Source organism: Marinigracilibium pacificum, assembly GCF_012926615.1.
In the GTDB taxonomy this organism is placed as follows: Bacteria; Bacteroidota; Bacteroidia; order Cytophagales; family Cyclobacteriaceae; genus Mangrovivirga; species Mangrovivirga pacifica.
This window is the reverse complement of record NZ_JABBNU010000008.1, coordinates 235,031-261,480: the sequence shown is the minus strand read 5'-3', so window position 1 is coordinate 261,480 and position 26,450 is coordinate 235,031. Positions and strand designations below refer to the sequence as shown.

Annotated in this window: 11 protein-coding genes; 2 read left to right on the top strand and 9 right to left on the bottom strand. The window is 36.7% G+C overall.

Going from position 1 to position 26,450, the window contains the following annotated elements; all coding sequences use genetic code 11:
- The first annotated feature begins 249 nt into the window (after positions 1 to 249).
- Positions 250 to 798: an outer membrane beta-barrel protein gene (locus tag HH304_RS14125; RefSeq protein ID WP_169682746.1), complete on the top strand. Its 549-nt coding sequence runs from the start codon at positions 250 to 252 to the stop codon at positions 796 to 798.
- A gap of 95 nt (positions 799 to 893) precedes the next feature.
- Here the strand turns inward: HH304_RS14125 and HH304_RS14120 are convergent, their stop codons facing one another.
- Together HH304_RS14120 and HH304_RS14115 are read right to left on the bottom strand one after the other, a co-directional pair.
- Entirely contained in the window at positions 894 to 1,817 is a 924-nt protein-coding gene (locus tag HH304_RS14120; RefSeq protein ID WP_169682744.1) for a T9SS type A sorting domain-containing protein, read from the bottom strand.
- A gap of 65 nt (positions 1,818 to 1,882) precedes the next feature.
- Positions 1,883 to 11,869, bottom strand: coding sequence for a LamG-like jellyroll fold domain-containing protein (locus HH304_RS14115; protein WP_169682742.1), 9,987 nt, complete (start codon positions 11,867 to 11,869; stop codon positions 1,883 to 1,885).
- 471 nt (positions 11,870 to 12,340) lie between these two features.
- Between HH304_RS14115 and HH304_RS14110 the strand changes: the two genes are divergently transcribed.
- The gene (locus tag HH304_RS14110; protein ID WP_169682739.1) at positions 12,341 to 13,207 is read left to right on the top strand and encodes a response regulator; all 867 of its coding nucleotides are present in this window, start codon (positions 12,341 to 12,343) and stop codon (positions 13,205 to 13,207) included.
- 7 nt (positions 13,208 to 13,214) lie between these two features.
- Here HH304_RS14110 and HH304_RS14105 read toward each other — a convergent pair whose 3' ends face one another.
- The 7 genes from HH304_RS14105 to HH304_RS14075 all read right to left on the bottom strand — a co-directional run bounded on the left by HH304_RS14105 (position 13,215) and on the right by HH304_RS14075 (position 26,214).
- Positions 13,215 to 15,428, bottom strand: a complete 2,214-nt coding sequence (locus HH304_RS14105) for a tetratricopeptide repeat-containing sensor histidine kinase (RefSeq protein ID WP_169682737.1) — start codon at positions 15,426 to 15,428, stop codon at positions 13,215 to 13,217.
- Between the two features lie 335 nt (positions 15,429 to 15,763).
- On the bottom strand, positions 15,764 to 17,131 hold the full coding sequence (locus HH304_RS14100) for an alpha-amylase family glycosyl hydrolase (RefSeq protein WP_169682735.1): 1,368 nt from the start codon (positions 17,129 to 17,131) through the stop codon (positions 15,764 to 15,766).
- Between the two features lie 22 nt (positions 17,132 to 17,153).
- Positions 17,154 to 18,563 carry an alpha-amylase family glycosyl hydrolase gene (locus tag HH304_RS14095; protein ID WP_169682734.1) on the bottom strand — a complete coding sequence of 470 codons (1,410 nt, stop codon included), beginning with the start codon at positions 18,561 to 18,563 and terminating at the stop codon, positions 17,154 to 17,156.
- Between the two features lie 74 nt (positions 18,564 to 18,637).
- Entirely contained in the window at positions 18,638 to 19,714 is a 1,077-nt protein-coding gene (locus HH304_RS14090; protein WP_169682732.1) for a SusE domain-containing protein, read from the bottom strand.
- Between the two features lie 11 nt (positions 19,715 to 19,725).
- Positions 19,726 to 21,231 carry a RagB/SusD family nutrient uptake outer membrane protein gene (locus HH304_RS14085; protein ID WP_169682730.1) on the bottom strand — a complete coding sequence of 502 codons (1,506 nt, stop codon included), beginning with the start codon at positions 21,229 to 21,231 and terminating at the stop codon, positions 19,726 to 19,728.
- Positions 21,232 to 21,249: 18 nt separating this feature from the next.
- Positions 21,250 to 24,210 carry a SusC/RagA family TonB-linked outer membrane protein gene (locus HH304_RS14080; protein ID WP_169682728.1) on the bottom strand — a complete coding sequence of 987 codons (2,961 nt, stop codon included), beginning with the start codon at positions 24,208 to 24,210 and terminating at the stop codon, positions 21,250 to 21,252.
- Positions 24,211 to 24,243: 33 nt separating this feature from the next.
- Positions 24,244 to 26,214 carry a glycoside hydrolase family 97 protein gene (locus HH304_RS14075; protein ID WP_169682726.1) on the bottom strand — a complete coding sequence of 657 codons (1,971 nt, stop codon included), beginning with the start codon at positions 26,212 to 26,214 and terminating at the stop codon, positions 24,244 to 24,246.
- Positions 26,215 to 26,450 lie beyond the last annotated feature (236 nt).

Below are 26,450 nucleotides of genomic sequence, written 5' to 3'. Positions count from 1 at the left end.
TACTATTAATTTGGTAGCTGTTTTTTTATGTCTTGCCGGAGGGATTCCACCCGCATTCCTGCTCCTCGCTAAAACACTTCACAGGAGTGTTTTTTAACGCTTGGCCACCCGTCCGGCACTATTTTTGTAATTATGGTTTATATGTAATTCGATGTATTATTAGTCAAATTACTATTGTTGGCAATTATTTATTCAACTATTATTGCAACACAATTTTTAAAATTTTCAACCTGTATTTTTAATTTATTTATGAGAGAGTTTTTACTATCATTAGTAGCTTTGGTATTTATCAACGTAGCAGCAAGTGCACAAGAATTTAAACCATTTAGTGTGGGGGTTGATCTTGGTGCTAACCTATCCTTTGATAATGATTTTGGTTCGAGGTTCGGTTTTCTTTTTGGAATTGAACCAGCATATAAAATAACAGACCAGATTGAAGCATCTATTAAATATGATGGGATTGTTTTAATTGGATTTGACGATGAGCTTTATACTCAAGGAGCACGTATGGGATCATGGTCGTTAAATGGAAAATATTTTTTCAATACCAATACATTTCGTCCATTTGCAGGGTTTGGTGCTGGCGTTTATAATATAACTGAATTTACCGAGAATAATGATCTGGGTTTTGATAGTTATTATTTAGGAAAACATTTCGGCTTTGCTCCAAGAGGTGGTTTTCAAGTGAAACACTTTAGATTTACTGCCGAATATAATATTATTTTAGGAGAAGAAAGCAGAAACCAGGACTACTTTGCTATTAGAGCTGGAGTTGTAATCGGTGGCGGAAGAAACTAGAAAATGAAAATATAAAAAGCAGAAAGGACAGAAATTAATCCTGCCCTTTCTGCTATTCAACATAAGTTTTGTAATTCTGTAAACTTTAAAGCTTTTTAATATTTAAGCCATTTCATAGTAACCGGAATATTGTTGTCCGAATGAATCCTGATCAAATAAGCTCCTGGAGACAAGCTGCCTACTTCAATGCTTGAAGACTCATTACCTTTCAAAACCACGTTGCCCGATGCATTGAGTATTTCAAACTCTTTTATTTTATCAGCAGATTTGATATTAAGTATTTCTTTGGCAGGATTGGGGTATACTGTATATTCCTCATTAAATTCATTGTCAACACCTAAGTATGTTGAGTTTTCAACATAAACAATAACTGTCCAGGTGTAAATGTTACTGCCAGTATTTACCACGTATTTTACTTGCCCTGTAAAGTCATTAGCTGTGACCCCTGTTTCTTGTTCCAGTCCGTCAACCTGGACAGATGTGGCATGATCAAATTGATATTGAGCCACCAGATTTGTTTTATCAGTATTGTCTGGCAATGTTATGGTAATGGTGTTTGTCGTAGGGTTTATATCTGCTTCTGAATTGAAACCAACAAAAGAAAAGGAATTGAATGTTGTGTTTTCCCAGTTTCTGAAGGCATATGGATTACTAAAACTACCTGAGTTATTATCCGGAACAAAAGCTTCTATGTTACTTAATTCGATAATCTGGTTATTATCTGCATTATAGAAACTGAAAGTAACTGTTTCTCCAATTGTGTTTGCATAGACAAGCAATTGATAATAATATCTACCTGTAGCCTCAACATAAATTGGGTCGGCAGTTCCACGTAATTCATTTCCTACCCATGCTGCGACTTTGCTACCTGTGTTAGTATTTTCCTCCTGGTTTATAGTTGCAATACCTGTAAATGTCATTGAGTATTCAAAGTCATTTGGGTTTATCTGCCATTCAGGAGTTTGAGCAAACGCTCCAAAGCAACAGGTTATTAATAAATATGCAAAAATGTATTTCATAATTTATAGAAGTAAAAATCCTGGCAGGATTTATAGCAATCGTGTAAACCTGCCAGGTAAAAAATTTAATCAGCCTTAATCACTTTAAGTGTTTCTATACCACATGAATTAACCACTTTAATAAGGTAAGTCCCATTTGGTATTTCCGTCTCTAAATTAACAATTGCTTTTGATCCGGCTACTTCAAGAGTTTTGATAATTACTCCAAGGGAATTATAAATTTCCAGGTAACTGTCTTCACATTGAAGCGATAGATTCAATTCATTTTTGAATGGATTCGGATATGCAATTGAAGTCTCTTTTATCACTTCCTCACCCAAATTAATCAGATACGGTTCATCAATTGCCCCTACTATTGCATTGCCAACATAATCAAGTTGATTTGTGGCTTCTGTTAATGTTTGTGATTCTTCATTATATAAAGAGAATGTAATTTGGTCACCAGTATTTCCATGGACAGTTAAGAAAAAGGCATATTTTCCATTTCCTAAATCCAGTCGCTTTGCATAGCCACGAACTTCACCATTTGAATGTGCCAGTAATACATCATTTTCATTGATATTCATTTCTTCAGATATATCAGCAATGATAGAGATGTTATCAGCAAACTGATGTGCAGTAGCAAGTTTAATTCCATCAGGAAGTTTTATTTGTTCATCTTCCTGAGTCAGGATTCTTCCTGAAGATAATGAACTGGTTTCAGGATAGTAGAAAGATGCAACTTTTGAGCTGTAGATCATATATCCTTCATTAGCATTCAAATTTTTTAATGAACCAACCCATCCAAAAGAGGCATCGTACATCGCAAACTTGTTCTGGCTTTTTATCATGTCTCCGGTAGCTGGATTAACACCTGCCAGTGCTTCAGGTATGGTCATTGTAACTTGTGGAGTGTACCCTGTATAATTCCATCCGGCATCAAGCTGTATGGCTGTTGACTCAGGATTAACCGGAGTACCGCTATACTTGATTGTACCACCATTTTTCAGATAGACTTTATACATTTTACCAACTTTCAGACCACCTTCGTTTAGGGAAATACCACCTAGCCAGCCAGTTTTGGAGTCATAAATATCAATTGCAGTTTGTCCTTTTATCACATCACCCTGGTCACCAACTGAGCCGAAGATGTTATTTACTAATTTTAGGTCATCAGATTCCAGATTAAATGAAATCCAGTTCCATCCCGATTTAATGTCAACTGAAGTTGAGATTGCTTCCGAGGCAATTATTTCCTGTGGATTTGCAGTAGTACCAACGATTTTATTTGCAATAAAGGATATATCTGGAGTGACATCTTCATGGATTCTGGCATTACTTGCATCCCAGACTTTGAATTGTATTTTTTCATTGCTAGAAACGTTACTATAAACCGTCATGAATAAAAGGTATTCATCAAGAGTTTCAATATACTCCGGTGAAGCAAGGCCTCTGATTTCGTCTCCTACATAAGCTGCAACGATATCATTTTCATCTATGGAAACAACATTGTCAATTATTAGTTTACCAAATACATTCATGCTATACTCATGATTTTCAATGTCGATATTCCAATCCGGAGCCGGAGTTACAACCTTAACTGTAATAGTAAGTTGTTCGTTGAAATCCTGGAAAGTACTCAGGTTAATGCTACGTTCATAATAACCCACATTAAGACCAGCGTTAACTTCAAAAACCAGAGTTTTAGTGCTATTTGCAGGAACTGTGCCCGTGGATTCATTAGTACTTAACCATGCAGGCATATTTTCAAGATCATAATCCATTGATATACCTCCCAGGTTGGCTATAGTTACTGAGAAAGTAGTACTTGACCCTTCATTTTGAGATACTTCAATGGTATTTTCCTGCCATACCAATTCATTTTGTTGAACATAAGCAGTCCAGCTTGCTGTGGAAAGCTGCTTGTTACCGTTCAGGTCTCGAATATCACTTACACTGATTTCTAATGTTTGCCCTTCAATTTTGTAATCATCAACCAATGGTGTGATTACGATTTCATCATCATTAACTACAAAGTCGAAAGGTATGTCTTGCACGGGTCTGCTATCCTTAATAGATGCACCTTCGGTATAAGTTTCACCTCCGTTTGCAATTGCAGGACCTGCCTGTGTAAGGAATAGAGGAGTAGCTTCATCGCTAAGTGTCGTACTACGTACAATTGTTCCCATTACCTCTTCATATGTTTCAAAAGGCAGGTATGCTATCAGTCCGGATTCGCTACCGGTTAGTTTTGTGTTTTTATAATTATTAATGTATTTGACAGGTCTTGCTGAATTCCAGATTCTGAACTCATCGATGTTACCTTTGTAGTATTGGTCAATAGCTACTGTGGAAGAACTTGTTTTAGCTCCTCTGGCACCTAACCATAACTGACTACCAGCCAGGCCAGCTATCCCCGGATTGCTATTGGAAATTTGTAATTTTCCATCGATATAAGATTTTGTAGTTGCATCTCTATCAACAACTAAAGCAAAATGGTGCCAATGGTTATCAAAATAATTCGCTTTGGTAGCTACAAAAGTATTACCATTACTTACCACATTGATCTGACCAGAAGGTAAGGCATTTATGCTCATTGCAAATTCGGTATTATAAAGAGTGTCAGTCAAATCTCCCTTACCAGATGAGAAAATAGTTTGAACTGAATTAGGAGTACTCATCATAAACCAGAATTCTATGGTATAATCTGTCTCATTAGTTATTACAATATTGTTTCCATCGAGAGTTAGATATTGATTGCTGCCATTGAATTTAAAAGCATCACTTCCCGGGAACAGATTCCAGCTGGCATTGAAAGTCATATTACGGCCTGCTGTTTTGTCCAGAGCAATTACTCCGTCGCCTTCATCCATTGGCCAGTAACCATACAAATGATTTTCATTTCCGGATAGAGTTTGATTCATATATTCAACAGACTCACTAACCGGTAGCGCTTTATTCCATAATCTGACTTCGTGAATTTGACACTTTAACGGATTAACACCCGAAACATCAGAAGCTAAATATGCATTTTCTACGTCATTAGCAGAGAATAAAATATTATTTTGTAAAGTCAGTAACTGATCATCCATGAAGAATATTAATTCATGAGTTTCCTTATTGTAGGCTAGACCCCAGTGATGCCATGCATTTACAGGAGTAACACTGCTATAATAGGCTGCTGGATTAACATCAAATGTTTGTAATCCCATTTTAATAGAAATAGTTTCATCTGAACTGAAAGCAATTTCTAAAAGATCCGCCCCGGAACCTTTTGTGAAAACTATTCCTGAAGAACCGGCATCTCTTTTCAGCCAGTATTCTAATGTAAATGATTTATTATTTAGTGTTATCGCAGGGATTTTTGCTTTTTCATTTACCCCATTGAATGATACCGAAGTTGCATGAGATACATCTGATCCATTAAGTATACTTCTGACACTAATATTGTGATCCTTAACTAATCCTGATTCTATTTCTTCATTAAATCGAATTGAAATATCATCAGCTGGATTCAGAATTCCATCAGAAGGTTGAGGCGTTCCGAATGGAACCGGCGTAACACGATCAATGACACCTGTCAAGTAATCAGTTTCGGTAACCGAACCATCTGTGCATGTTGCTCTGGCTCTGATCTGATAGGTTCTGTCAGTCAGTTCGCTAATATCCCAGATAAAGCTAACCTCACTTCTGTTATCAATTAATTCTGCCTGATCACCATAGTTGGTATAATCAGATGAAAGAGAATCCATAAAATAGCTCTTAACGGCAATCGGGTTTCCACTTAAAGATTTATACTGGAAGTCGATTTTTTCTAGTGCAGGATGATTGATGTCATATCCTTTTAGTGTTATCGCTACCTGATTGTCATCTTCATAATTCACCACCCAGTTGTCTGCTAAACCTTCAAGCTCCACATTTGAACATGCGGGTTGGAAGTGAGCAGATAAATATACAGTATCTGCAATATCAGCCTGACTTGTCATCGGATCGAACTGACAAGCCGAGTGAAGGATCACAGCGATACTATCATAATCTAATACTCCACTTGCGCCTCTTTGAATAGTTAGTGTTTTAGTCACAGTTTCCCATGCAGGCACAAGGTATGAGCGTTCAGCTGTTAACCCGTCAATCAGGATAATCGCTCCATCAGGGTTTGATGCTTCGTCTACAGTAATTTCATACCATATGTCACTATTAGACTCACTTTCATTCTGCAGTTTCAGTGTGAAAACTGCTTTTTCGTTTTCAGGAACACTTTTTCTGACAGCAGGTTCAGCATCTATCTTCGGGTTTTCACGAAGTAAAGTTGCCGTATGAAGTTTTATTGGTTCATTATTTTCAACATAGAAACTAGTTTCTTCACCACCTTCATAAGGGCATCTTGACTGACCACCTCTTACCGAGAAAATCGGACTCGATATACTGAAACCTGAAATATTGTTATTTAAACCGACATTATCCTGCTTATCGTAGGTGTTGAATAAGTTATAACTGGCATCGCTGAGTTCATAGATGAATACTGCTGCATCAACAGCAAAAGCTGCTGTAGCAATAAACGAGTGCGTACGCATAGTGTATTTATAGGCTAATTTGGTTCCAATTGACTTTACAGCTGTCGCACCAATGCCAATACCGGTTTTAATAGCCTGAGTTTCTATGAAGTCCTTCTTGGAAGGGATGAAATCACTAAATTTGGATTTGTTTAATATTTCAATACCTTGTGTGTTTTTGACATCGATACTATAATAATCACCTTCATCACGTTCGTCAATCACATATCCAAAAGTAACGTTATGTTCTTTTTCTCCACTACCACCGTTGGTTATATTTACTCCAAGGTCGAAAATATTTCTTAATGTAAAGCCTTTGCCATTTGTGATTGCTCCAAACTTGGCATTCCACGCAAAGTTTAATGTACGTGCTGCTTTCCAGTTGTATTGTGAAGAATGAGTTTCAGTGATTTGTTCGCTTATCGCTCCACCTGAGCCGTCTATAGAGATATTTTTAGTAGTAGCAGCTTCAACCTTTTCTGCTTCATTTAATGCAATAGCATTTATCCATTGTCTTAACTGCTCGTTAAGGAATGCTACAGAGTCGATTTCATCATTAGCACCAGTAGAATTAAATGTATAAGAAATTTGGGTTGTATCAATAGCCGGGTTTGCAGCGAGTGTATCAAGCTTAAATTGTTGGAAAGCTTCAGTATTATTATCGTTAGAAACTCCATAGAACTGATGACCCCAAGGTAAGTGAGATTCGTATTTGCCTGATTTAAATAGCTCATCTCTCAATACTAAAAGTTCAGGGATTAGCTCTTCAACGATATGGCGTTGAGAGTATGCGAAATAAGTAGCCGTGTTACCTTCATCAATTGCATAACCATCAATGATACCTAAAACTATATCATTTCCAGTATCTAGATAGTCAAGACCAAACTCCTCGCAATAAGTACGCTCGATAAGTGCCAGACTTTTCGTTTTAGTAATATAGGCATTGTGGGCCTTACCGATGTAAATATCTGCGTCTGAACCAACATCTTCAGGATCCGAACTTGTTTCAATTCGTTCGTTGAATGTCCATGTTTCTGTGTATTCACCTGTATCATTGAATTTTCTTTCAATTTCCATCCCTAATTCAGAGTCAACAACCAGGTCAGCCTGAACAATAGGGCCAGCCAAACCACCACCTACACCAAAGTACATTCCATTATGCCAGGTATTGTTTAACCCGATATTGGAATTGACATTCATTTCCCATAATTCGGATCTGGAAAAGGTAGATCCTTTCTCTATAAATGCATATGAATTAGATCCGGGAGGATCACGTAAGACCATTTCTACAACTTCAGGGCCATAGGTAACAAAATCGGAACCTTCCTGAGGAAGACCACCTAAAATATAACCTCTGAAAATATCAGTTTCCGGCCAGACTACATTTTCATTTCCTATACTAGCGTTTACCTGAAGTGTTTTGGTATATGAATATTCACCATTTTCAGAAAGAGATGGAACGCCTGCTTTGAAAATATAGCTAAATGAACCATCATAGATTGTTTTTCCTGAAGTGCCTGTTGGATTAATACCCAGGTTATCGGTTACACTTATTTCAGCATCTTTGACAGGAACAAGGTCTACTATTGGCCCATCAGGATAGTCAGGGTTTTCATATTTTTCATACACATAGATTTTCATCTCATAATCCTTTGCCTGAGTAAATACTGGAAAATTAAAACCAGCATTTTCAAGGTTTAAAGTATCACGATCTCCGGTTTGCTGGGAAGTGTAAATGATTTCGCTATCACCGTCAAATTCTTCACCCTGACTGTCATATACATGTAGAGAAGGTGTTTGTCTTATAATAAAGTTTTGTTTGTGGTGATAACTGTATGTTTCTACGTCATAAATTAATGTACCATTTACAAAAGTAGAATTTGTGCTGTCTTCTAGTACAATCTCATCCAGGCTGTTGCTAAGGTCGAGTACCGGAATATCACTTGAATTAATAAAGTACCTGTCATTTCCAGCTTTTTCGACTATCCATTTTTCCGGAATAAGCTCAATTTCATATTCGCCACTATAAGGGTCTGTTGTAACCGAAATAACATCGTAAATATCATCATTTGTAATATCAAGGTCATAACCTTCAGACTGAAGCCTTAGTGTTACATCAGCAACCCCTACATTATTTAGAGAAAGGTCAAATCCGATTTTTTTATCACCCTCATAAGTACCACCAACTATACGTCCGGCAAGCTTTATTTTTGTATTGTCAACGAAGTTAATAGTTAGGTCTTCTGTAAATTCATAATTTTCAACATCGCCATATTGATTTAGCTGCGGGAAGTACCCTTCAGAGAAAGTATGACCATCTTTTTCGGTAGAAAGGAAATGATAACCAATTGGAACCTGGATGGTGTAGTTTCCTTCGGAATCTGTGCGAACAGGCTGATTATCACTGCCAACAGCATGTATTCCATCAATGAGAATAGCAACACCTTCAACTGGAACCTGGCTATTTTCATAAGTTACTTTTCCGCTAACCTGGAAGGCTGAAATGTCAGTAAAATCAAGGCCATTTTGCGTTTTTGCACCATCACCGATAAAAACTGTACGAGAAGAAGGTTCGAAGGCATGTTGTCCCAATGCAGGAGTTACTTTAAATATTTCACCGCCTGATGAATAAGGGATGTAATCAACAGTATAATCTCCAAACTGGTTTGTTATACCTCGGATACCTAATAGATCAGAAGAAGGTTTGATGGTAGAAAAAGCAATATTTCCAATAAAAGTACCATCATGCTTATTAAACTCATCTTCTGTTTTTGAAGCATCAAAGATATTATTTCCAATTCCTTCGTCACATCTCCAATAGGCAGTCAGGTTTTCATTACCACTATTAATGTAGCGATTGTAATTATTTGCGATTTGAATATCACTTCGCAAGGCATTCCAGACTCTTATTTCATCGATATAACCTGTAAAGAAGTTCTTGGCCTCATTGGTAAGTCCGTTTGGTCTTCCAAGTTGAAAGGTATATGAAGCATCAGAGTACATGCCTCTGTAAGAGTTGGTTGTCAGTTGAACAGATTCGCCATCAACAAAGGCTTTGGCAGTTTTTGTTTCATTATCCCAGCCAATAGCTACATGGTGCCATTCATTGTCATTTACAATTGTATTGGTAATTATGTAATTACTTGAGTGACCAACAAAAGACAAGTACCCATTGCCATCAATGTACATTACTTTTTCACCCATTTCCCAGGCATAATCACCATTTGACTTATTGATAATACCGCAATCGGTACACGTGGTTTTAATCCAAGCTTCCATGGTAAATGATGCAGTGCCCAGTTCTGTAATTGTGGAATTAGTTTCAACATAGCTATTGCCATCAAATGCCAGACTTCGTCCTGTAGATTGGGTTGATTGTTTTTCGAAATTTACTGTTACATTCTCAACAGCATTCCCTCCATCATACTCAACATGGCCATTTGCAACACCATAAGGAAGAACAAAGCCCATGTTAATACCTTCATTTGTATAGATAGTTTTATCTTCACAAGCCGCTTCACCAACAACTTTATAATTGTAGAATACTCCACCTACTGCAGTTTCGTCAGTATAAATCAGGTCATTATCCAGAACTTTAAGTAAAGTGAAGTTATTTTTATCAGCTCTTGAGCGGTAAATTCTGAACCGGTCAATATTTGACAGGTTTGAATTTAGTCCCCATTCTATTTGAACAGCATCGCCAAAATAACCCTTTGAAGCTTCTGTAAATGCAATTGCATCAGAAAGATCGGTACTAATATTACCTGTAAGATCAGTTGTTGCGAAGTTTCCATCAGGAGCACATTCATTAACAGCCCCAATTGTATAGCTATAAGTCTGACATAATTTAAGGTCAGTATCAATATAGGAGGTGGTTCCGAGGTCAGTTGTAAATTCTACCACATTAGAACCATCAAAGTTTGCCCTGCGTATTATCCAGCTATCTGCATTTGACCCTTCAGGAGCAGTCCAGCTTATTTCAAGGCTTTTATTTGCAAGGTTTTGTACTATGGACATTTCTGTCGGTGCAGCTGGAATAGAAGATGTTCTACCTTCCTTTACAGAAGAATAGACTCCTGAAACAGTACAGCCATTATCATCTTTTCCACTGGCAAATACACGGTAATATCTTGTTACTTCTATTTCCTGATTTTCTAGTGTATATGAGGTGTTGTTACCTTCCAGGTCAGATTTAATTGTAGTTACACCCTGTGTAAAAGCAGCATCATTAGCACGTTGAATTGTCCAATTGGGAGGAGTTCCATCCGTTGCTGACCATGAAAGATCTATGGATTTATCACAATTGTCTGTCGATACTATGAAATTACCAGGGGCATCGTATTGCATTTTTATTGATCCGAAATTACTACTCAGTGGATCAGAAAAAATTTCAACTCCATCGATTTTCCAATAAGCTTGTAGTTTGTATTGTTGTTTATCTCCTTTATTGACAGTGTTATCATAACCATTACTTGAAGTACCATCAGTAATTATTTTCCCATCTGATAATCGAGTAAGTCTATACCAAATTCTATTATCAGAGTCTATATAACCTAAGCTACTATATCTGAAATTGTCCCAAGAAATAGGTATACCAAGTGTTTCACACTGACGTGCAGTTAAATTAAAATTAAACACTGGACTACTTAATTTTGGAGGCTTGATAATTGGGCTATAGTTTATGTTTACCCCAACATCCGTTTTGTGGATGACGGCATCATATCTAGTTCCTGACGGAGAACGATCTTGAAACTTTCTATTTAAGTCTGTTCCATACGATTCATTACCATGATAATATCTTACTAATTTATTCCAATTTGGGTGAGCTTTGTTTACCTCTTTATCATAGTGTTCAGAAATTGTCGCATCAGAAAGTTGAGCATCCCAAACACGGACTTCTCCGGTATAAAATGTACCCTTAATGCCATGGTGAATTGAAGCTCCACCAATTTCACATTTTCCATCACCAGCAGCAGGCCACAGGTCGGCAAGAGCATTTCCATTATGAGTTAAGGTGCTATAAATAACCCTTTCACCATCAATATATAACTTAATGGTGCTACCTTCATCAACAGAGAATGCCACATGGTGCCATTGATTTAAAAAGGTTGGGGCTGTGTAGCCACTTTTATACCCTCTGGTGAAGTACCAGCCACCACCATTTTTTTCAGGTAATCCTCTGGTTTCAAATGACCATGCACTGTTTGAATTTCTTTCCCCATCACCTTTGTATGACACGGTCAGGACTTTATCTCCACTAATGAGACGAAAAAAGTTAAAGTCTTCAGCGTAGTTTTGAGTCATGTAGATCCAGGCTTCAATGGTAAATGAACCACCTTCGATACCCATTTGCTGACCACTGCCCTGGTGGTTCATTAGAATGTATCTACCTTCTTCTCCACCGCCGGTAAGATCGATAGAGCCTGAACGACTGGGTTGTGCTACACCCAAAAAGCTCAAAAGAAAACCTGCTGACAGAAGCAAAAGGGCTTTTGAATTAATTGATGAAAGAATTTTCATTTTTGTTAACATGGTGTGAGTATTAGACCAAAAGTTTATTTCTGTTTTAACCTTTTTCTGGAAATTGTCTTGAATGATATGGCAATGTTTAAAAAATTTAAGTTGAAAGTATTTAATATTTAATTTCACTTAAAAGGTATGTCGCAAATGTGGGGAGCTTTTTTTTCAAGTCCTATTTTGGAGCGTTAACAAAGCGTTACAAGAAGGAATAAATAGATTGAAAATCAGATATTCATGTGTTTAAAAATGAATCATTAGCATTTTCAGGCAATTGTACGGGATAAAAAATTACTATTATGATTGTCATGAAACTCTAATATGTATTTATGATATAGTTTCAATAATCAATAAGTTGATTGTCATGGATTAATGAATTGGTAATTGATATTAGACCGATAAATAATTATCTTCGGACGATTCATGGTGTTATATCATGCAAATTTCAATTGGTCATACAATTTTTTAATAATAATGAGCCTTAGGAAGAAAACAATACTAATAGCTGATGATGAAAGGGAAATAATCAGGATAATTAATGCTGAATTAAAAGATTATTATGATGACATTCAAATTTTAAATGCCGGGAATGGTAAAATGGCTCTAAGGGTGGCTGAGGAGGAACTTCCTGATATCATTATTATGGATTGGGAAATGCCTGAGATGGATGGAATTGAGGCCACTAGAGCGATCCGGAAATCTGAAAGGACTCAAAATATCCCTGTTATAATAGCTACAGGGCGGATGACCCAGTCTGAAGATTTGAGAATAGCTTTGGAAGCTGGAGCAGTTGATTTTGTTCGTAAACCAATTGAGTTTATTGAGTTAATTGCACGTATAAATACAGCTTTGAGAATAAAGGAGCAAAATCTGGCCATTCAACAATTATTAAAGAGTGAAATCGAGCTTAAAAGTAGAAAGCTCACAACCACATCAATGCTTATTGTTGAGCAAAATAATCTTCTAAGTAGTTTTTTTGATGAGCTGGATGCGATTGAGAGAAAGGCCTATACTGTTTGTAATAAGCTTACCCCCGAGATAAAAGATCTTAAAAGGCGTATTCAGAATTATTTCGATGTGGACAAAAGCTGGGATACTTTTAAGTTTCATTTTGAAGAGGTACATCCCAAATTTTTTGATACTATTCAACAACAGGGTAGTGATATCTCCCATAAAGATTTAAAGCTTTGTGCCTACTTGAAGTTAGGTATGGATAACAAGGAAATTGCCAACTTGCTTAATATTACAGCTTCAAGTGCCCGGGTAACTCTTTCCAGATTAAAAAAGAAACTAAATATTAGCGAAGAGGATAACCTGAGAGATATTATTGCAGCTATTTAGTGACAAATTAAACCGTCATTTGCTTCATTTCTTCAATTAACTTGTCATAATGAGCTCTGTTGTCAGAGAAAGCAGCATTGCTCAAGGCTTTTATTATTGGTTTGAGGTTTTTTAAGTCTTTAGTATCTACTTCATCCATTACATCATCAAGAAATAATGCGTTATGGAATTTCAGTGTCTGAAGTTTTGGAAGAACTTCGGAAGCATATGACCTCTCACTAGAGGTCAATTGGTTGTTGTTTTCAACCTCAACTTTTGTGGCCGCTTGTGTTTGAACACTGGATTTTTCCAATTCAAATGTAAAGGTTGTGCCATTTCCCGGATTAGAGTCTACATCAATATTCGAATGGTGGGCTTCCATAGCCAGCTTACAGAAAGTAAGACCCAGCCCTGTCGATGCGACATTACCTGAAGAAAGGGGCGAAACCTGTCTGTAAGGTTCGAATATTACATTAATATCTTCCTCTGAAATACCATTGCCAGAGTCTGTAATACTAATAGCTACTTTGTTTCCTGTCGATTCAGACTTAACCAATATACTACTGTTGAGAGGTGAATATTTTATTGCATTAGTAAATAGATTTATAAACACTCTTTGAATTAGTTCTTTATCAACATTAACCCAGCTAGAATCGAGATCGGTATTAATATGAATGTTTTTTTCATCCAATAGAGGTTTGACCTGATTTGATGCATCATCAATTATTGTCTCCAGAGAATATGGTTCTTTTTGCAGGACTAACTTAGCTTGCTCAAGTTTTCTAACATCTAGCATGTTTTGAACCAGAGTCAGCATTTTCCCGGCCATATAATTAACAGTCTCATTGTTATCATGTTTTTTAAGTATGACCGATAACGGGTTTTTTAGGTCATGGGCAAGCATCCCGGTAACTGAATCTTTAAACTGACTCATCTCCTGAATTTGCCTTGCCTTCATTTCCCTGGTTTTTATATTGTTTCTGATAATGAAAAAGGCGATTACCAGACCAATCACAATTACAGAAATAATCAGAATTAACCTTAACCGGGCCGATTCTTCCTGGGCTTTTAATAAATCAATTTGATCTTGCTGTTCCTTTATTTCCTTTTCCTGCTTTTCGGCCTCATATTTTCTAAGGAGTTCATTATACCTGATTTTAGTTTTATGGGCAGTTAAAGTATCAATTAAGAAACTACGTTCTTTTAAAGTATTATAGGCACTTGACATATCATTTTGGCCAGCATAAAACTCATGTAAATTCCCTAGTACTTCGATTTTTCGCTCCGCAGATCCCAAATTTTCAGCTAACTGAAGGCCTTGAGAATAATAATAAAAAGCAGAATCAGGTTTGCCAACTAATAAGTAGTCTTCTCCCAGATTGTTATAAGAGGCAATCAAATTTGCAGGGTTATTTTCTCCTTTTTCAAGTTCAAGAGATAAAAGGTCATATTTCAGGGCTTCTTTATAATTTCCAATATCAAAATTAATATTTGCTAGATATGAGTAGGATATGTTTTGTAAATTTCTTCTTTCCCTTGGATTCCGAAGTTCTGCTAATTTTAAACTTTTCTGGAAGTATTCCTTTGCTAAGTCATAGTTCCCTTCGTTAAAAAAATACCGTCCATAGCTTGTTGCTAATTGGCAGTCTATTTCAGTGGTGTCCAATGCAAAATTCCGGTATTTTTTTGCTTTATCTAGGTATTCTTTACTCAGTTTAAGGTTATTAAAACCATTTAAAGCAAGCTCAGTTAAATGGATATAAAGTAAGGCTTGCTTGGAATTATATGTCTCATTATTTATTTGTTCGATAAATTTTAATGCTAGCTCATATGCCCAAACTGATGAATCAAATTTTGAAAGCTTTGTATATACCAGACCCAGATTTTCCAGTGTTGAATATTCAATGTTTTTCAAGCTATCAGGTAGATCTGAAACCAATTCATGTGAACGATTAAAATAATTTGCTGCCTTTCTATAATTTGGGCTTTGCAGCGAATAATACTTACCTAATTGATGATAATAAAAGGCTGCTGATTTTACCGGGAAGTGATCCAAATTATCTTCCAGGTTTCTTACGACATGATGAAGTCCGGAAGTATCGGGGCGATCAACTCCAATCAATTTTACTTCTTCAATATCTGGAAGTTTAGATTTTTCCTGTGCTGACAATCTTCCACTAAAAAATAGAAGTAATACCAGTAAAAATGTTATGGTGTTGAAACAGGTATTTAATCTACACATGAAATAAAAAAATCTTAAAACCATCTGTTTGTCAACTTCAACCTGATAATACTGGACTGGGATACCAGAATCACAAAAAATAACCTACAAATACTTAAGCAATAAATGAAAATACAAGAGTAATTGTAAGGCTTGATAAAAAGTTAACTTCAAGCAAAATCAAAAGTAATTATTTTTATAATTAAATCAGAAGCAAAACTTAAAAAGTGATAAGATTTATACAATTAGGTATGATTTACAATAAATAATCTCATCAATTGTTAACTTTCATTTAAAAAAAAGCCCCGAAGGGCCAATTGACTGATCATATGTAGACTGATAACCTAAATAAACGATCAGATACTTTTTATTTCTTTGATCACCAGGTATTCGTATGGGCCTAGTTCTAATGTATTATTAAGGATAAAGGGTTTATTTGTAAAAACATTTTTGAAGTCTGAACTATTGAGGGTTTCCGGAATTTCAATTTTGACGTTTTCGCTCCTGACATTACAAAATACTATTACTTGTTCATTCTCAAATTCTTTTGAAAAAGCAACCACCTCATCATTACTAAAAGGGGTTAATTTCCCTCTTCTAATTGAGTTTTCTTGATTATAAACTGATATGATCTGCTTATATTTTTCTGTAATATCTTTGTTAATCGACCAGTCGATATCCTTCTCTGTAAAAGGAAAGGTCAATCGGTAAGGTGTACCAACTTCCTGTCCACTATAAATCATCGGGACACTTTTCATATAGGTAGTAATGATAAATGCTGATAACGAGCCTTCTACGCCTCCAAATAATTCCAATGGAGTTCCTTCAGAACCGTTGATATCGTGATTACTGGTATATCTTACCATTCGTTGATGTTCATTGGCACCATTGTAGTTTGCAATATTGAAGCTATCAATGCTAACTGCAGACCGTTCTTCATTGAATATTTTTCTTAGATTTTCGAAAAAGTCAAACCCGAAATTGTAATCAAACCCTGCGGTAAAATGATTGTTTCTTCTTCCTTCTGAAAGCATAATCAACTCATGTCCGGTAGTATTTCTCAATGAATCAATTGCTCGACTCCAGAATTTATATGGAGGTCCATCAGAATAGTCACATCTGAAACCGTCAATGTTGGCAGTTTTTACCCAATATTTCATTGATTTAACCATCTCATTGGTCATATCCTCATTGTCGAAATTTAGCTGAGCTACATCATTCCATCCAGTACCGGGAGGGCTAATTATTGATCCTGTAGAATCTTGCTGATACCAGTCCTTGTTTTTTATCCAGACATGATCATATGCCGTATGATTGGCAACCCAATCCAGGATTACAGCCATATCAAGATTATGTGCTTTTTGAACTAGTCTCTGTAGGTCTTTCAGCGATCCAAACTCGGGATTCACAGACAGATAATCTTGAATGCAATAAGGAGAATTGACAGACTTTTCTTTACCTATCGGGTATATTGGCATTAAGTAAATAACATTTGCACCGATCGATTTGATAGAATCTAACCGAGCGATTACCCCCTTAAAATCACCCGATTCACTGAATGTTCTGATGTTCACCTGGTATAGAACAACATCTTCAGGAGATGGAATATTTTCAAATGGCTGATTTTCAATATTGGTGTCTTTAACCTCACTTTTGGTAGTATTGCAAGATTGAACTAACAGTGTACTTAGAAGTAATGCCAGAGTATAAAGTTTAAGTTTCATATTCCTAAAATATTAAGTGAGATTAATCCAATATCATGTATTCATATGGAGCAAGTTTGATAGTTTCAGTAGTTTCAATTTGCTCTAAGCTAATAATGTTTGTCCATGTTTTATTTGAAATTTCAACCGGAAGACTAGCCGTGAATTGTTCACTACTGAGGTTTACCAACACTGCAACTTCGTCACCATTTTTAGTTTTCAGCATTCCGAGAGCTTTATCATTTAAGTTAAATGACTGAAGTGAACCTGTTTTTACAGCTTCACTATTATTCCTGAAGTTGTTTATTTTCTTATACTGAGATAAAATACCCGGATTAATATTCCAGTTTATTTTTTCAGTACTTGAACTGAAAAAACCAAGTTGAATCGGGCAACCTACTTCCTGACCATTATACATTAATGGAACTCCGCCCATATAAGAAGTAACTACATAAGCAGCTAACGCACCTTCCTGTCCATTAAATGCAGCTTCTGGAGTAGTTTCCCATGCATTTTGGTCATGATTGGTAATCCATCTGACAATATGATCTCCTTGAGGAATACCCTGGTAGTCTGATGAATTTGTAGATATGATACTATTTATGTCTAAGCTTACTTCAAATGATTCTAGTAGGTTGAAATAGAAATTCCAACCGAAAATCATATCAAAACCACTATTTAAAAGGTTTTTGTCACTTCCTTCAGCAAACATGATTATGTCTCTTTCAGGAATATTTCTTAGTGTATCAATTGCCTGTTTCCAGAAATCCAGTGGCACGCCATCGGCATAATCACACCTATAACCGTCAATATTTGCCTCTAGCACCCAATATTTCATGGCTTTGATCATTTCTTTTCTCATCGCTTCATTGTTAAAATTCAAGTCAGCAACATCAGTCCATGATTCATTTGGAGTTAGAATATTTCCTGACGCATCTTGAGTATACCATGATCTGGTTTGAATCCAGTCATTATCCCAGGAAGTATGATTGGCTACCCAATCTAAAATCACAGCCATATCCCGGTTATGAGCTTCAGTTACGAATTCTCTCAGGATATCCAAATCTCCAAATCTGGCATTTACAGATTTATAATCTTTTACAGCATACGGAGAACCTACACCTTTTTCTTCTCCGATTGGGTAAATCGGCATTAGCCAGATCACATTTACCCCAAGGTTTTTCAATGAATCAAGTCTCTTTTGAGCACCCACAATATTTCCTTCAGCACTAAATGCCTGAAGATTAATCTCATACATTAATATGTCTGAGGTCTCGGGAACATTGCCAAAAGGAATGCCATACTGCTCAGGCTCATCATCAGTAATAGGATGTTTAGTATCAAATTTTACTCTTTCCTCTTTACATGAACCTAATATCACTATTGAAATAAGGAGAAATTTGATAGTCTGACCAGCCAAAACAGCCTTGATATTTTGAGATATTCGTATCATATAATTTTGTTCAATCTGCACGAAAATTTAGCTAGCTGCAAAAACCAAAAACCTATTGCAGCTAGCTTTATATTTTAATTCTTTACTATACTGTATGTATATTTTCCTGGAATATGGAGGTCCAGGGTAATTGTATAGTTTCCATCTTCAGGGACAGTCAGGTGAGGTTGTTCCACATAATCTAACCATGGGTGATTAGCATAAGCTAAATTACCTTCCTCGTCAATACCAAAATCTATCTGCCACCCATCATTAGCTCTGAATTTGAATGATCCATTAGCAATCATATCAGCTGTTACCTTCCATGACTGAGAGTTTTCATCGTAAGTAAGATCGGTATCAGCATCCCAACCAGATGGAGTTGCAGCACCAATGATTCCCCATTCTGTTTTAATTAACAGGTAGGTCATTGTGTTGAGGTCAACAGAAAATAAATAGTAACCTGAAGAAGGAGCTATGAAGTTTCCTCCGGCATAATTTGCTTCTATCACAGTTCCATTACCGCCATCACCATAAGAAACAGGTGCCCAGTCTGGTTGAGCATAGACTTTAAATTCATTAGTACCACCTTCAGGCAGGTATAAATATCCCTCATAGATTCCGTTATCTTCAACTGATACAATAGTTGCAGCATTAGAGATATTCCAACCTTGAAAATCACCTGCAATGTATAAGCTTGGATAGCTGGTAATCACCTCATACGGAGTTACTTCAAAAGTAACAGGCTGAGAAAATGCAGCTCTATCAACATAAGATTTTACTCTAATAGCAAGAATGCCAGATTCTTCCGGAGCGATACCAAATTTTTCTATAGCAATTGTATTTAGTTCTTTTCCTGTCAATCCGGCCGTCAGGATGTCATCACCTACTATTTTTTCCCATGCATTATTCCATAAAGCGGTATCTCCAGGAGTTGTTATCTGAATAGAATAAGTTACAGGTACATCTCTGTGGTAGTCTACAGCTGGCCAATCTACAGTAAGTAAAATGTTACTAGTATCAGGCTCGGAGATTAGAATACTGTTTGGTGTTGCCGTAATTTCAGATGAAAAAGACACCGGTTGAAGTACTGTTAATTCCGGATCATCATTACAGCCACTGAACACAATGGAAATGATTAGTACGGGTATATATTTTAATAGTTTTTTCATGTTAAGTCAGTTTAATAACCTGGGTTTTGAACTAAATTGGAATTGGCATTCAAAGCCGAAGTTGGAATTGGGAAAAGCAAGAAATGATCGTCAACAGCAGGAGCTAGACCATGGGTTTCTGTAAATGTTCCAAACCTGATCATATCCTGACGACGGTGTCCTTCCCATGCCAATTCAAAACCTCTTTCATTATAGATGTCTTCAAGTGTAGGTTCTGACGCCAAAGCATTAAGTCCTGCACGTTCTCTAACCTGATCAATGAAAGGCTTAGCGGCACTGGCATTATTTGTTCTAACCAGACACTCAGCTTTCATTAATAAGATATCTGCGTAGCGATAAATTGGGAAATCGTTTGATGCTCCACCACTATTCATTGGTTCTACCGGCCAGAACTTCAGGTTCCTTGCACCTGCATTTCGATCTGCACCCGGGTTATCAAGGTTGTCTATATCTAAAGAGTAATTAATAAATCCTGCAGGCTTTGGACCGTAAGGATCAGCACCATATCGGAATTGCCTTTTTCTGATGTCATTGTCATCGAATTTTTCAACGAAATCTTTAGGAACAACTGAACCATTCCATGCTCCATATCCAACTAAAAGGGTGCCATCAGTACCTCCAAGGCTTCTGATTGAGAATATATTTCTTCCAACGACATCAACAGTTGTATAAATTGCAAGTATGGTTTCATCATCAGGTGCTATATCTCCAAATAGTTCGTAGTATTTTGATCCTAAAGGTAAATTACTGTCCTCTGCGCTTGAGTGTAATGAAAATCCACCTTCATCAATTTTATTACAAACTTCAAGACATTCGGTATACATTGGTGTGCCGGTATATACTTCAGCGTTCAGATAAAGTTTGGCAAGTAATGCATATCCTGCCCATTTATTAAACCTGCCATAGTAATCACCACCTTTTGAAGGGCTCAGATCTTCAACATAATTGTTTAGTTCTTCTACCAGAAAATTAAATATATATTCCCTGCTTTCCTGAGGAATTTGATCTACAGCGAGGTTATTTTCAGTGTAAAATGGAACATCACCAAAATCATCAATCAACAAATAATAGTAAAATGCTCTTAATACATGAGCTTCAGCGATTTTAGATGCTTCAGCGTTAGCTCCCTCCAATTGTTCGATAGCCAGGTTAGCCAGGAATATCGAACGGTATAACCAATTCCAGGTATTTGAAATAAACCCATCACTAGGTAACCACTCTCGTTTATACAGACGGGCGAAATCAAGTTCCCAATCACCAGTATTTCGATGGGGGATAACCTGTTCATCGCTCGACATACTATTTAGGTCATACCAGCCTCTGTCAGCACCGGCATATCCTACACCGTTCCAGTTTCCAGGCAATTGAGCATATACACTCGCTAATGCAGCATTAGAACCTTCTTCGGAACCATAGAAGTCATTTGCAGAGTATTTATCGTATACATTTTCTTCAATATCAGTACAGCTAAATACCAGAATTGAAGCTAATATGGATGTTATATATAATTTTTTCATTTGTCTATTCAGTTTTGATTAAAAGGAAACATTTAATCCCAATGCTACACTTCTTGTTCTTGGGTACATTCCGGCATCATAACCTGAGCCGTTACCTCCTGAAAGATTCAATTCAGGATCAAGACCAGTATATTTTGTGAAAAGCAACAGGTTGTTTCCAGTTAGTGAAAGTCTAAGTGAATTGACATATTTGATATTCTGTGTATCGAAAGTGTATCCGACAGTCAGGTTTTCAAATCGTACAAAGCTCCCATCTTCTAACCACAGATCTGATTCATATTTTGTGGTATATAAACCCAGATCAGTTGAGCTTGAAAGCATATTTGATTTCCCAAGGTTTTCAAATAAGCTGAAATCCTTATTAATTTTGTTGTAGATTTTATTTCCTCCCGAACCTCTCCAAACCATGGAAAGATCAAAGTTTTTATATTTTAATGATGGAGTAAAGGCGAATGTGTATGTAGGAAGTGCGTTTCCTGCATAATAGCGATCTTCGCTTCGGCTGCTTTGATCAATAATTCCATCTCCATTCAAGTCGGCAACAAGTTCTTCATTAGTATCAGCATCCTTACCATCATTTTGTAAGATGTAATAAGAGCCGATAGGTTGACCTTCCACAAGGAATGAGTTGTATCCCCAGCTTACATAGTCAGTTTCAACATTTATACCGTTGATATTTCCACCTAGCTCCAATACTTCATTTCTCATTAAGGTGAAGTTTCCACCAAGAGTTATAGACAGATCACTGCTTGGTTTCATGTTGTAGAAAAGAGAGAATTCAATCCCTTCATTTTTTAGACTACCAACATTTGCCGTAATCTGATCATAAGGATAAGGTGGTTGTGGAACTGTATAATTAAAGAGTAAGTTTTTAGTTACTGCTGAATAAGCATCGATAGTACCGGTCAGCTTGTCGTCAAAGAACCCGAAATCAATACCTACGTTGGTTTGGTATCTTGTTTCCCATCTCAAGTTGCTATTCGCATTTTGAGTTACTACATAGTTGTTGATCAACTCACCACCAAAATATGTTGTGCCTCCGTAGCCTACTAACTGTAGAGATTGTTGAGGGTAAAGTCCTTGCTGGTTACCGGTAACACCGTAACCGACACGCAATTTTAAGTTTGAAATTAAAGCCTTGTCACCAATGAAATTTTCATTGCTAAGGATCCATGCCAAAGATGCTGATGGAAAGGTTCCCCATTTGTGGTCTGCACCAAAAACAGACGAACCATCTCTACGAACACTGGCAGTGAATATGTATTTATCAGCATAGGTGTAGTTCAATCTTCCAAGGAATGAAACCAACTTTCTGTCATTCTTATATGAAGAAATATCTCCAGGTAAAACTTTGTCAATTGATCCTAATTGAAGGGCATTATATGTAGTAATATCGTTTATAAATCCTTTAGCCTGAGCAAAGTGACCTTGATATACTTGTCCTTGCCACTCATATACACCAAGAATGTTGAATGAATGATCATCAATAGACTTTTTATAATTGATACTGATGTCCATCAATTTTTCATCAGTCAAATTGGTGTTTACATTAGCCACACCATCATTGTCTACTGCAAAAGGAATTGTTGAACTTGAAGGAGCAAAATATCCTGAGTTGTTATCAACCTTTCTCCAGCTACCAAACCACCCAAGGGTTAGTCCTTCGATCAGTTCAAGATCAGCCTTAAGACTACCAAATTGAGTGTGTGTTTCGCTTTCGTTTACGATAGTTTCCGCAACAGCATATGGATTGATGTATTGGAACACATTTTCATCAAAATAATAGCTTCCGTCAGAGAATAAAACCGGATCAGTAGGCTTTGATACATATGTATTAGTGATCAGGTTTGAAGTGAATGAAGCTCTTCCGACAGAACCAGGGCTACCAATATTTTTTCTAATACTATTGTTTAGATTGATAGTCAAAGTAAGTTTATCGTCTAATGCTCTTTGGGTAGCTTGAATTCTTGCGATATAGTTATCATTACTACTATTTATTACTACACCATCCTGTAAAATTGCAGATACCGAGGCTCTATAATTAAAGTTTGAAGAACCTCCTCCAAAAGAAATAGTATGATTTTGAGTGTTTCCGGTTTGAGTTAACAGGTCATACCAGTCTGTATCAGAACCATGGTCAGCAGATACGGGAACACCCCAAAGGTCAGCTTGTTCTCTCCACTGATCAGCAGAAAATATGTCAAGTTTATTAGCAAGGAAGTCCATAGAAGCCGTTGCGCTGTATTCTACACTTGTTTTTCCTTCTTTCGATGATTTTGTTGTAATTATAATAACACCTGGAGCACCTCTTGAACCATAAATTGCTGTGGCTGATGCATCTTTAAGGATGTCAATGGATTCAATTTCTGAAGGTGGAACCTGATTTAACAGATCCATGTTTCCCTGGATACCATCAACAACAACTAGTGGGTCATTTCCTCCGATTAACGAGGTTATACCCCTGATTCTGACATTTGGTGAAGATCCTGGTTCGCTGCCTATCTGATTTATATTAACACCGGCAGCTTTACCCGAAATTTGCTGTAGAGGGTTTGTTATTGCTCCCTGGTTAAGATCTTTACTATCGATGCTTGAAACAGCACCAGTAACATCTTTTTTCTTTTGAGTACCATAACCAACTACGACCACTTCACTTAATGAAGAGATATCTAGTTGAAGAGAAACGTCAATTTTGCTTCTTCCCTGAATCTGGATTTGCTGTGAGATATATCCTACAAATGATATATGCAATGTATGCTGACCATCAGGTAAGGGTAGCGAATATTTACCGTTTGCGTCGGTAACAGTTCCTTTGTCAGTTCCCTGAACAAGTATGGTTGCTCCGGGAAGAGTTTCTCCTGTTTCAGAATCAGTTACTGTTCCGGAAACAGTTTGTGCGTATACATTTGCAGAAGTCAGCGTGGTACAAAGCCAGACCAGCAAAAGATACCATAGTTTGTGATTTAGGTGTTTAATCATATTTATTTAAGTTTTGGGTATTTCATGAATTTCTTAATCAAGCAAATGAAAACGAATTGCCTGACCGCCGCCACCAGCTAATCGGATAGGTAATGAATTATTAGATGTAACTGTGTCTTGTTTTATAATGTAGGATGTTGGGTTTGTTTCCAGATTAGTATCTTCTGCATCAGCATAAATCTGAGCCAGATATTTTTTGTCTGGAAGTAAAAAGTTAAGATCAACATCAAATGATCGTGAATTTTCATCTGTTGAGCTTCCTAAGTACCAGTCATCGCTGTTTCTATCTTTTCTTACAATTGTTACATAGTCTCCTATCTGTCCATTCAAGACAATTGATTTTTCCCAATCGGTCGGAACGTCACGGATAAACTGGAAGGCTGGATGATTTTTATAATTTTCCGGCAGGTCAGTTACCATTTGCAATGGACTGTAGATGGTTACATATAAAGAAAGTTGTTTTGCTAGTGTTGAGTGCACACGATTTTCTGGCTTTTCCTCGATCAGGATATCAAAAATACCAGGTGTATAATCCATTGGTCCTGCAAGACATCTTGTAAATGGTAATATTACAGTGTGTTCAGGAGGGTTTCCTTCACTCCAGGCATCATACTCAGTACCTCTGGCGCCTTCCTGAGTCATCATATTTGGATAGGTTCTTCTTAGCCCTGTTCCTTTCACCGGTTCGTGAACATCGAGCATGATTTGATATTTTGCCGCCAGTTCCAATACTTTGTTTTGGTGATTAACCATGTATTGTCCTTGATGCCATTCCTTTCCATTAGGTTTTTTTGTAACATAACCTGTTTTTACAGCATGGATACCCAGGTTGTGGTAGTATTCAAAAGCATCCGTTAATTGTGCTTCGTAGTTGTCAATATTTCCACCTGTTTCATGGTGTCCGATAATTGAAACACCTTTTGAACGGGCATATTCTGTTAGCCATTTAATATCGAAGTCCTCATATGGTGTAGTGAAATTAAAGTTCCAGTCTTCCCAGCCCTGATTCCAGCCTTCAACTAGTACTCCCTTCATGTTGTTTTCAGCAGCAAAATCGATTAGCTCTTTTACATTTTCAGTTGTAGCTCCATGATTCGGGCCTAAGTTCCATGTTTGATGACCTAAATGCATGCCCCACCAGATTCCATTGTATTTACCTGGGTTAACCCATGAAAGGTTTTCGATTTTACTTGGTTCGTTGAGGTTTAAAATAAGGTAGGAAGTAATTAAATCTCCTGCACTTTCTGCTATTTGAATGGTTCTCCATGGAGTGACCATAGGAGCAGATGTTCTTACTTTTTCGCCTGTAGACCATGGTACTAATTCGCATTTAAGTTTTGTACCCTGTGATGTGAGGGTCATTGCTGAATAGTTGACCAAAGCTGCTTCATGAATACTTAGAAACAGGTCATCACCATATTCCATTGTTAGTGGAGTATGGACAGTTTCTTTTAGATCGTTTAGAGAATTAGATTTGAAAAGGTGTTCAGAATCAACGTCATCTCCATAAGCAGGGATCCACCAGGATTTAAAGTTTTTTATAAAGTTAAACTCTGTTAACTCATCATCTATTATAATGGAATCAAGGTTTGGCTGTTCAGGAATTTCATATCTGAAACCTACTCCATCGTTATAAGCTCTAAAATTTAGTTTGATTATGCGTTGATCATCAGATTTTTCACGAAGAGTAATTACAAGGGAATTATAATGATTACTGATGTTTTTAACTTCTCCCCAAGGTTGAGTCCAGGTTTCGTTAACACAATCCCTTTCTATTTTTGAAATTTCAAAATTATTAGACAGGTCATTTGCATTCTTAAGTTTAAATCCAAGCTTTGAATTGTCAATTAAGAGCTCATCATTTCTTTTAACACTATAATACGGTATACCATCATTGATATTGAATAGGACTTGAATTTTTCCGTCTGGAGAATTAACTGATTCGGGCGTAGAGCACGACCATAATAATGCTCCTAAAAGCAAGATCTTAAAAAGTATTTTCACAACAGTTTTTCGTTAAAGTTTATTGGGTATTGATCAGCTAAACGATTGGGTAAACATTTATCCGATCACACTATACAAAGGAGCTTTAACAACTATTGAAAATGAAAAAGTATATCTTAAATATAGAAAATATCAGGCTGTAATATTTTGTAAAAACCTGTAAGACAGCTAGTTATTTGGATTTAATAGAATTGAAAATATAGAAATTATATTGACGATTATTATGAGTTTTGCCC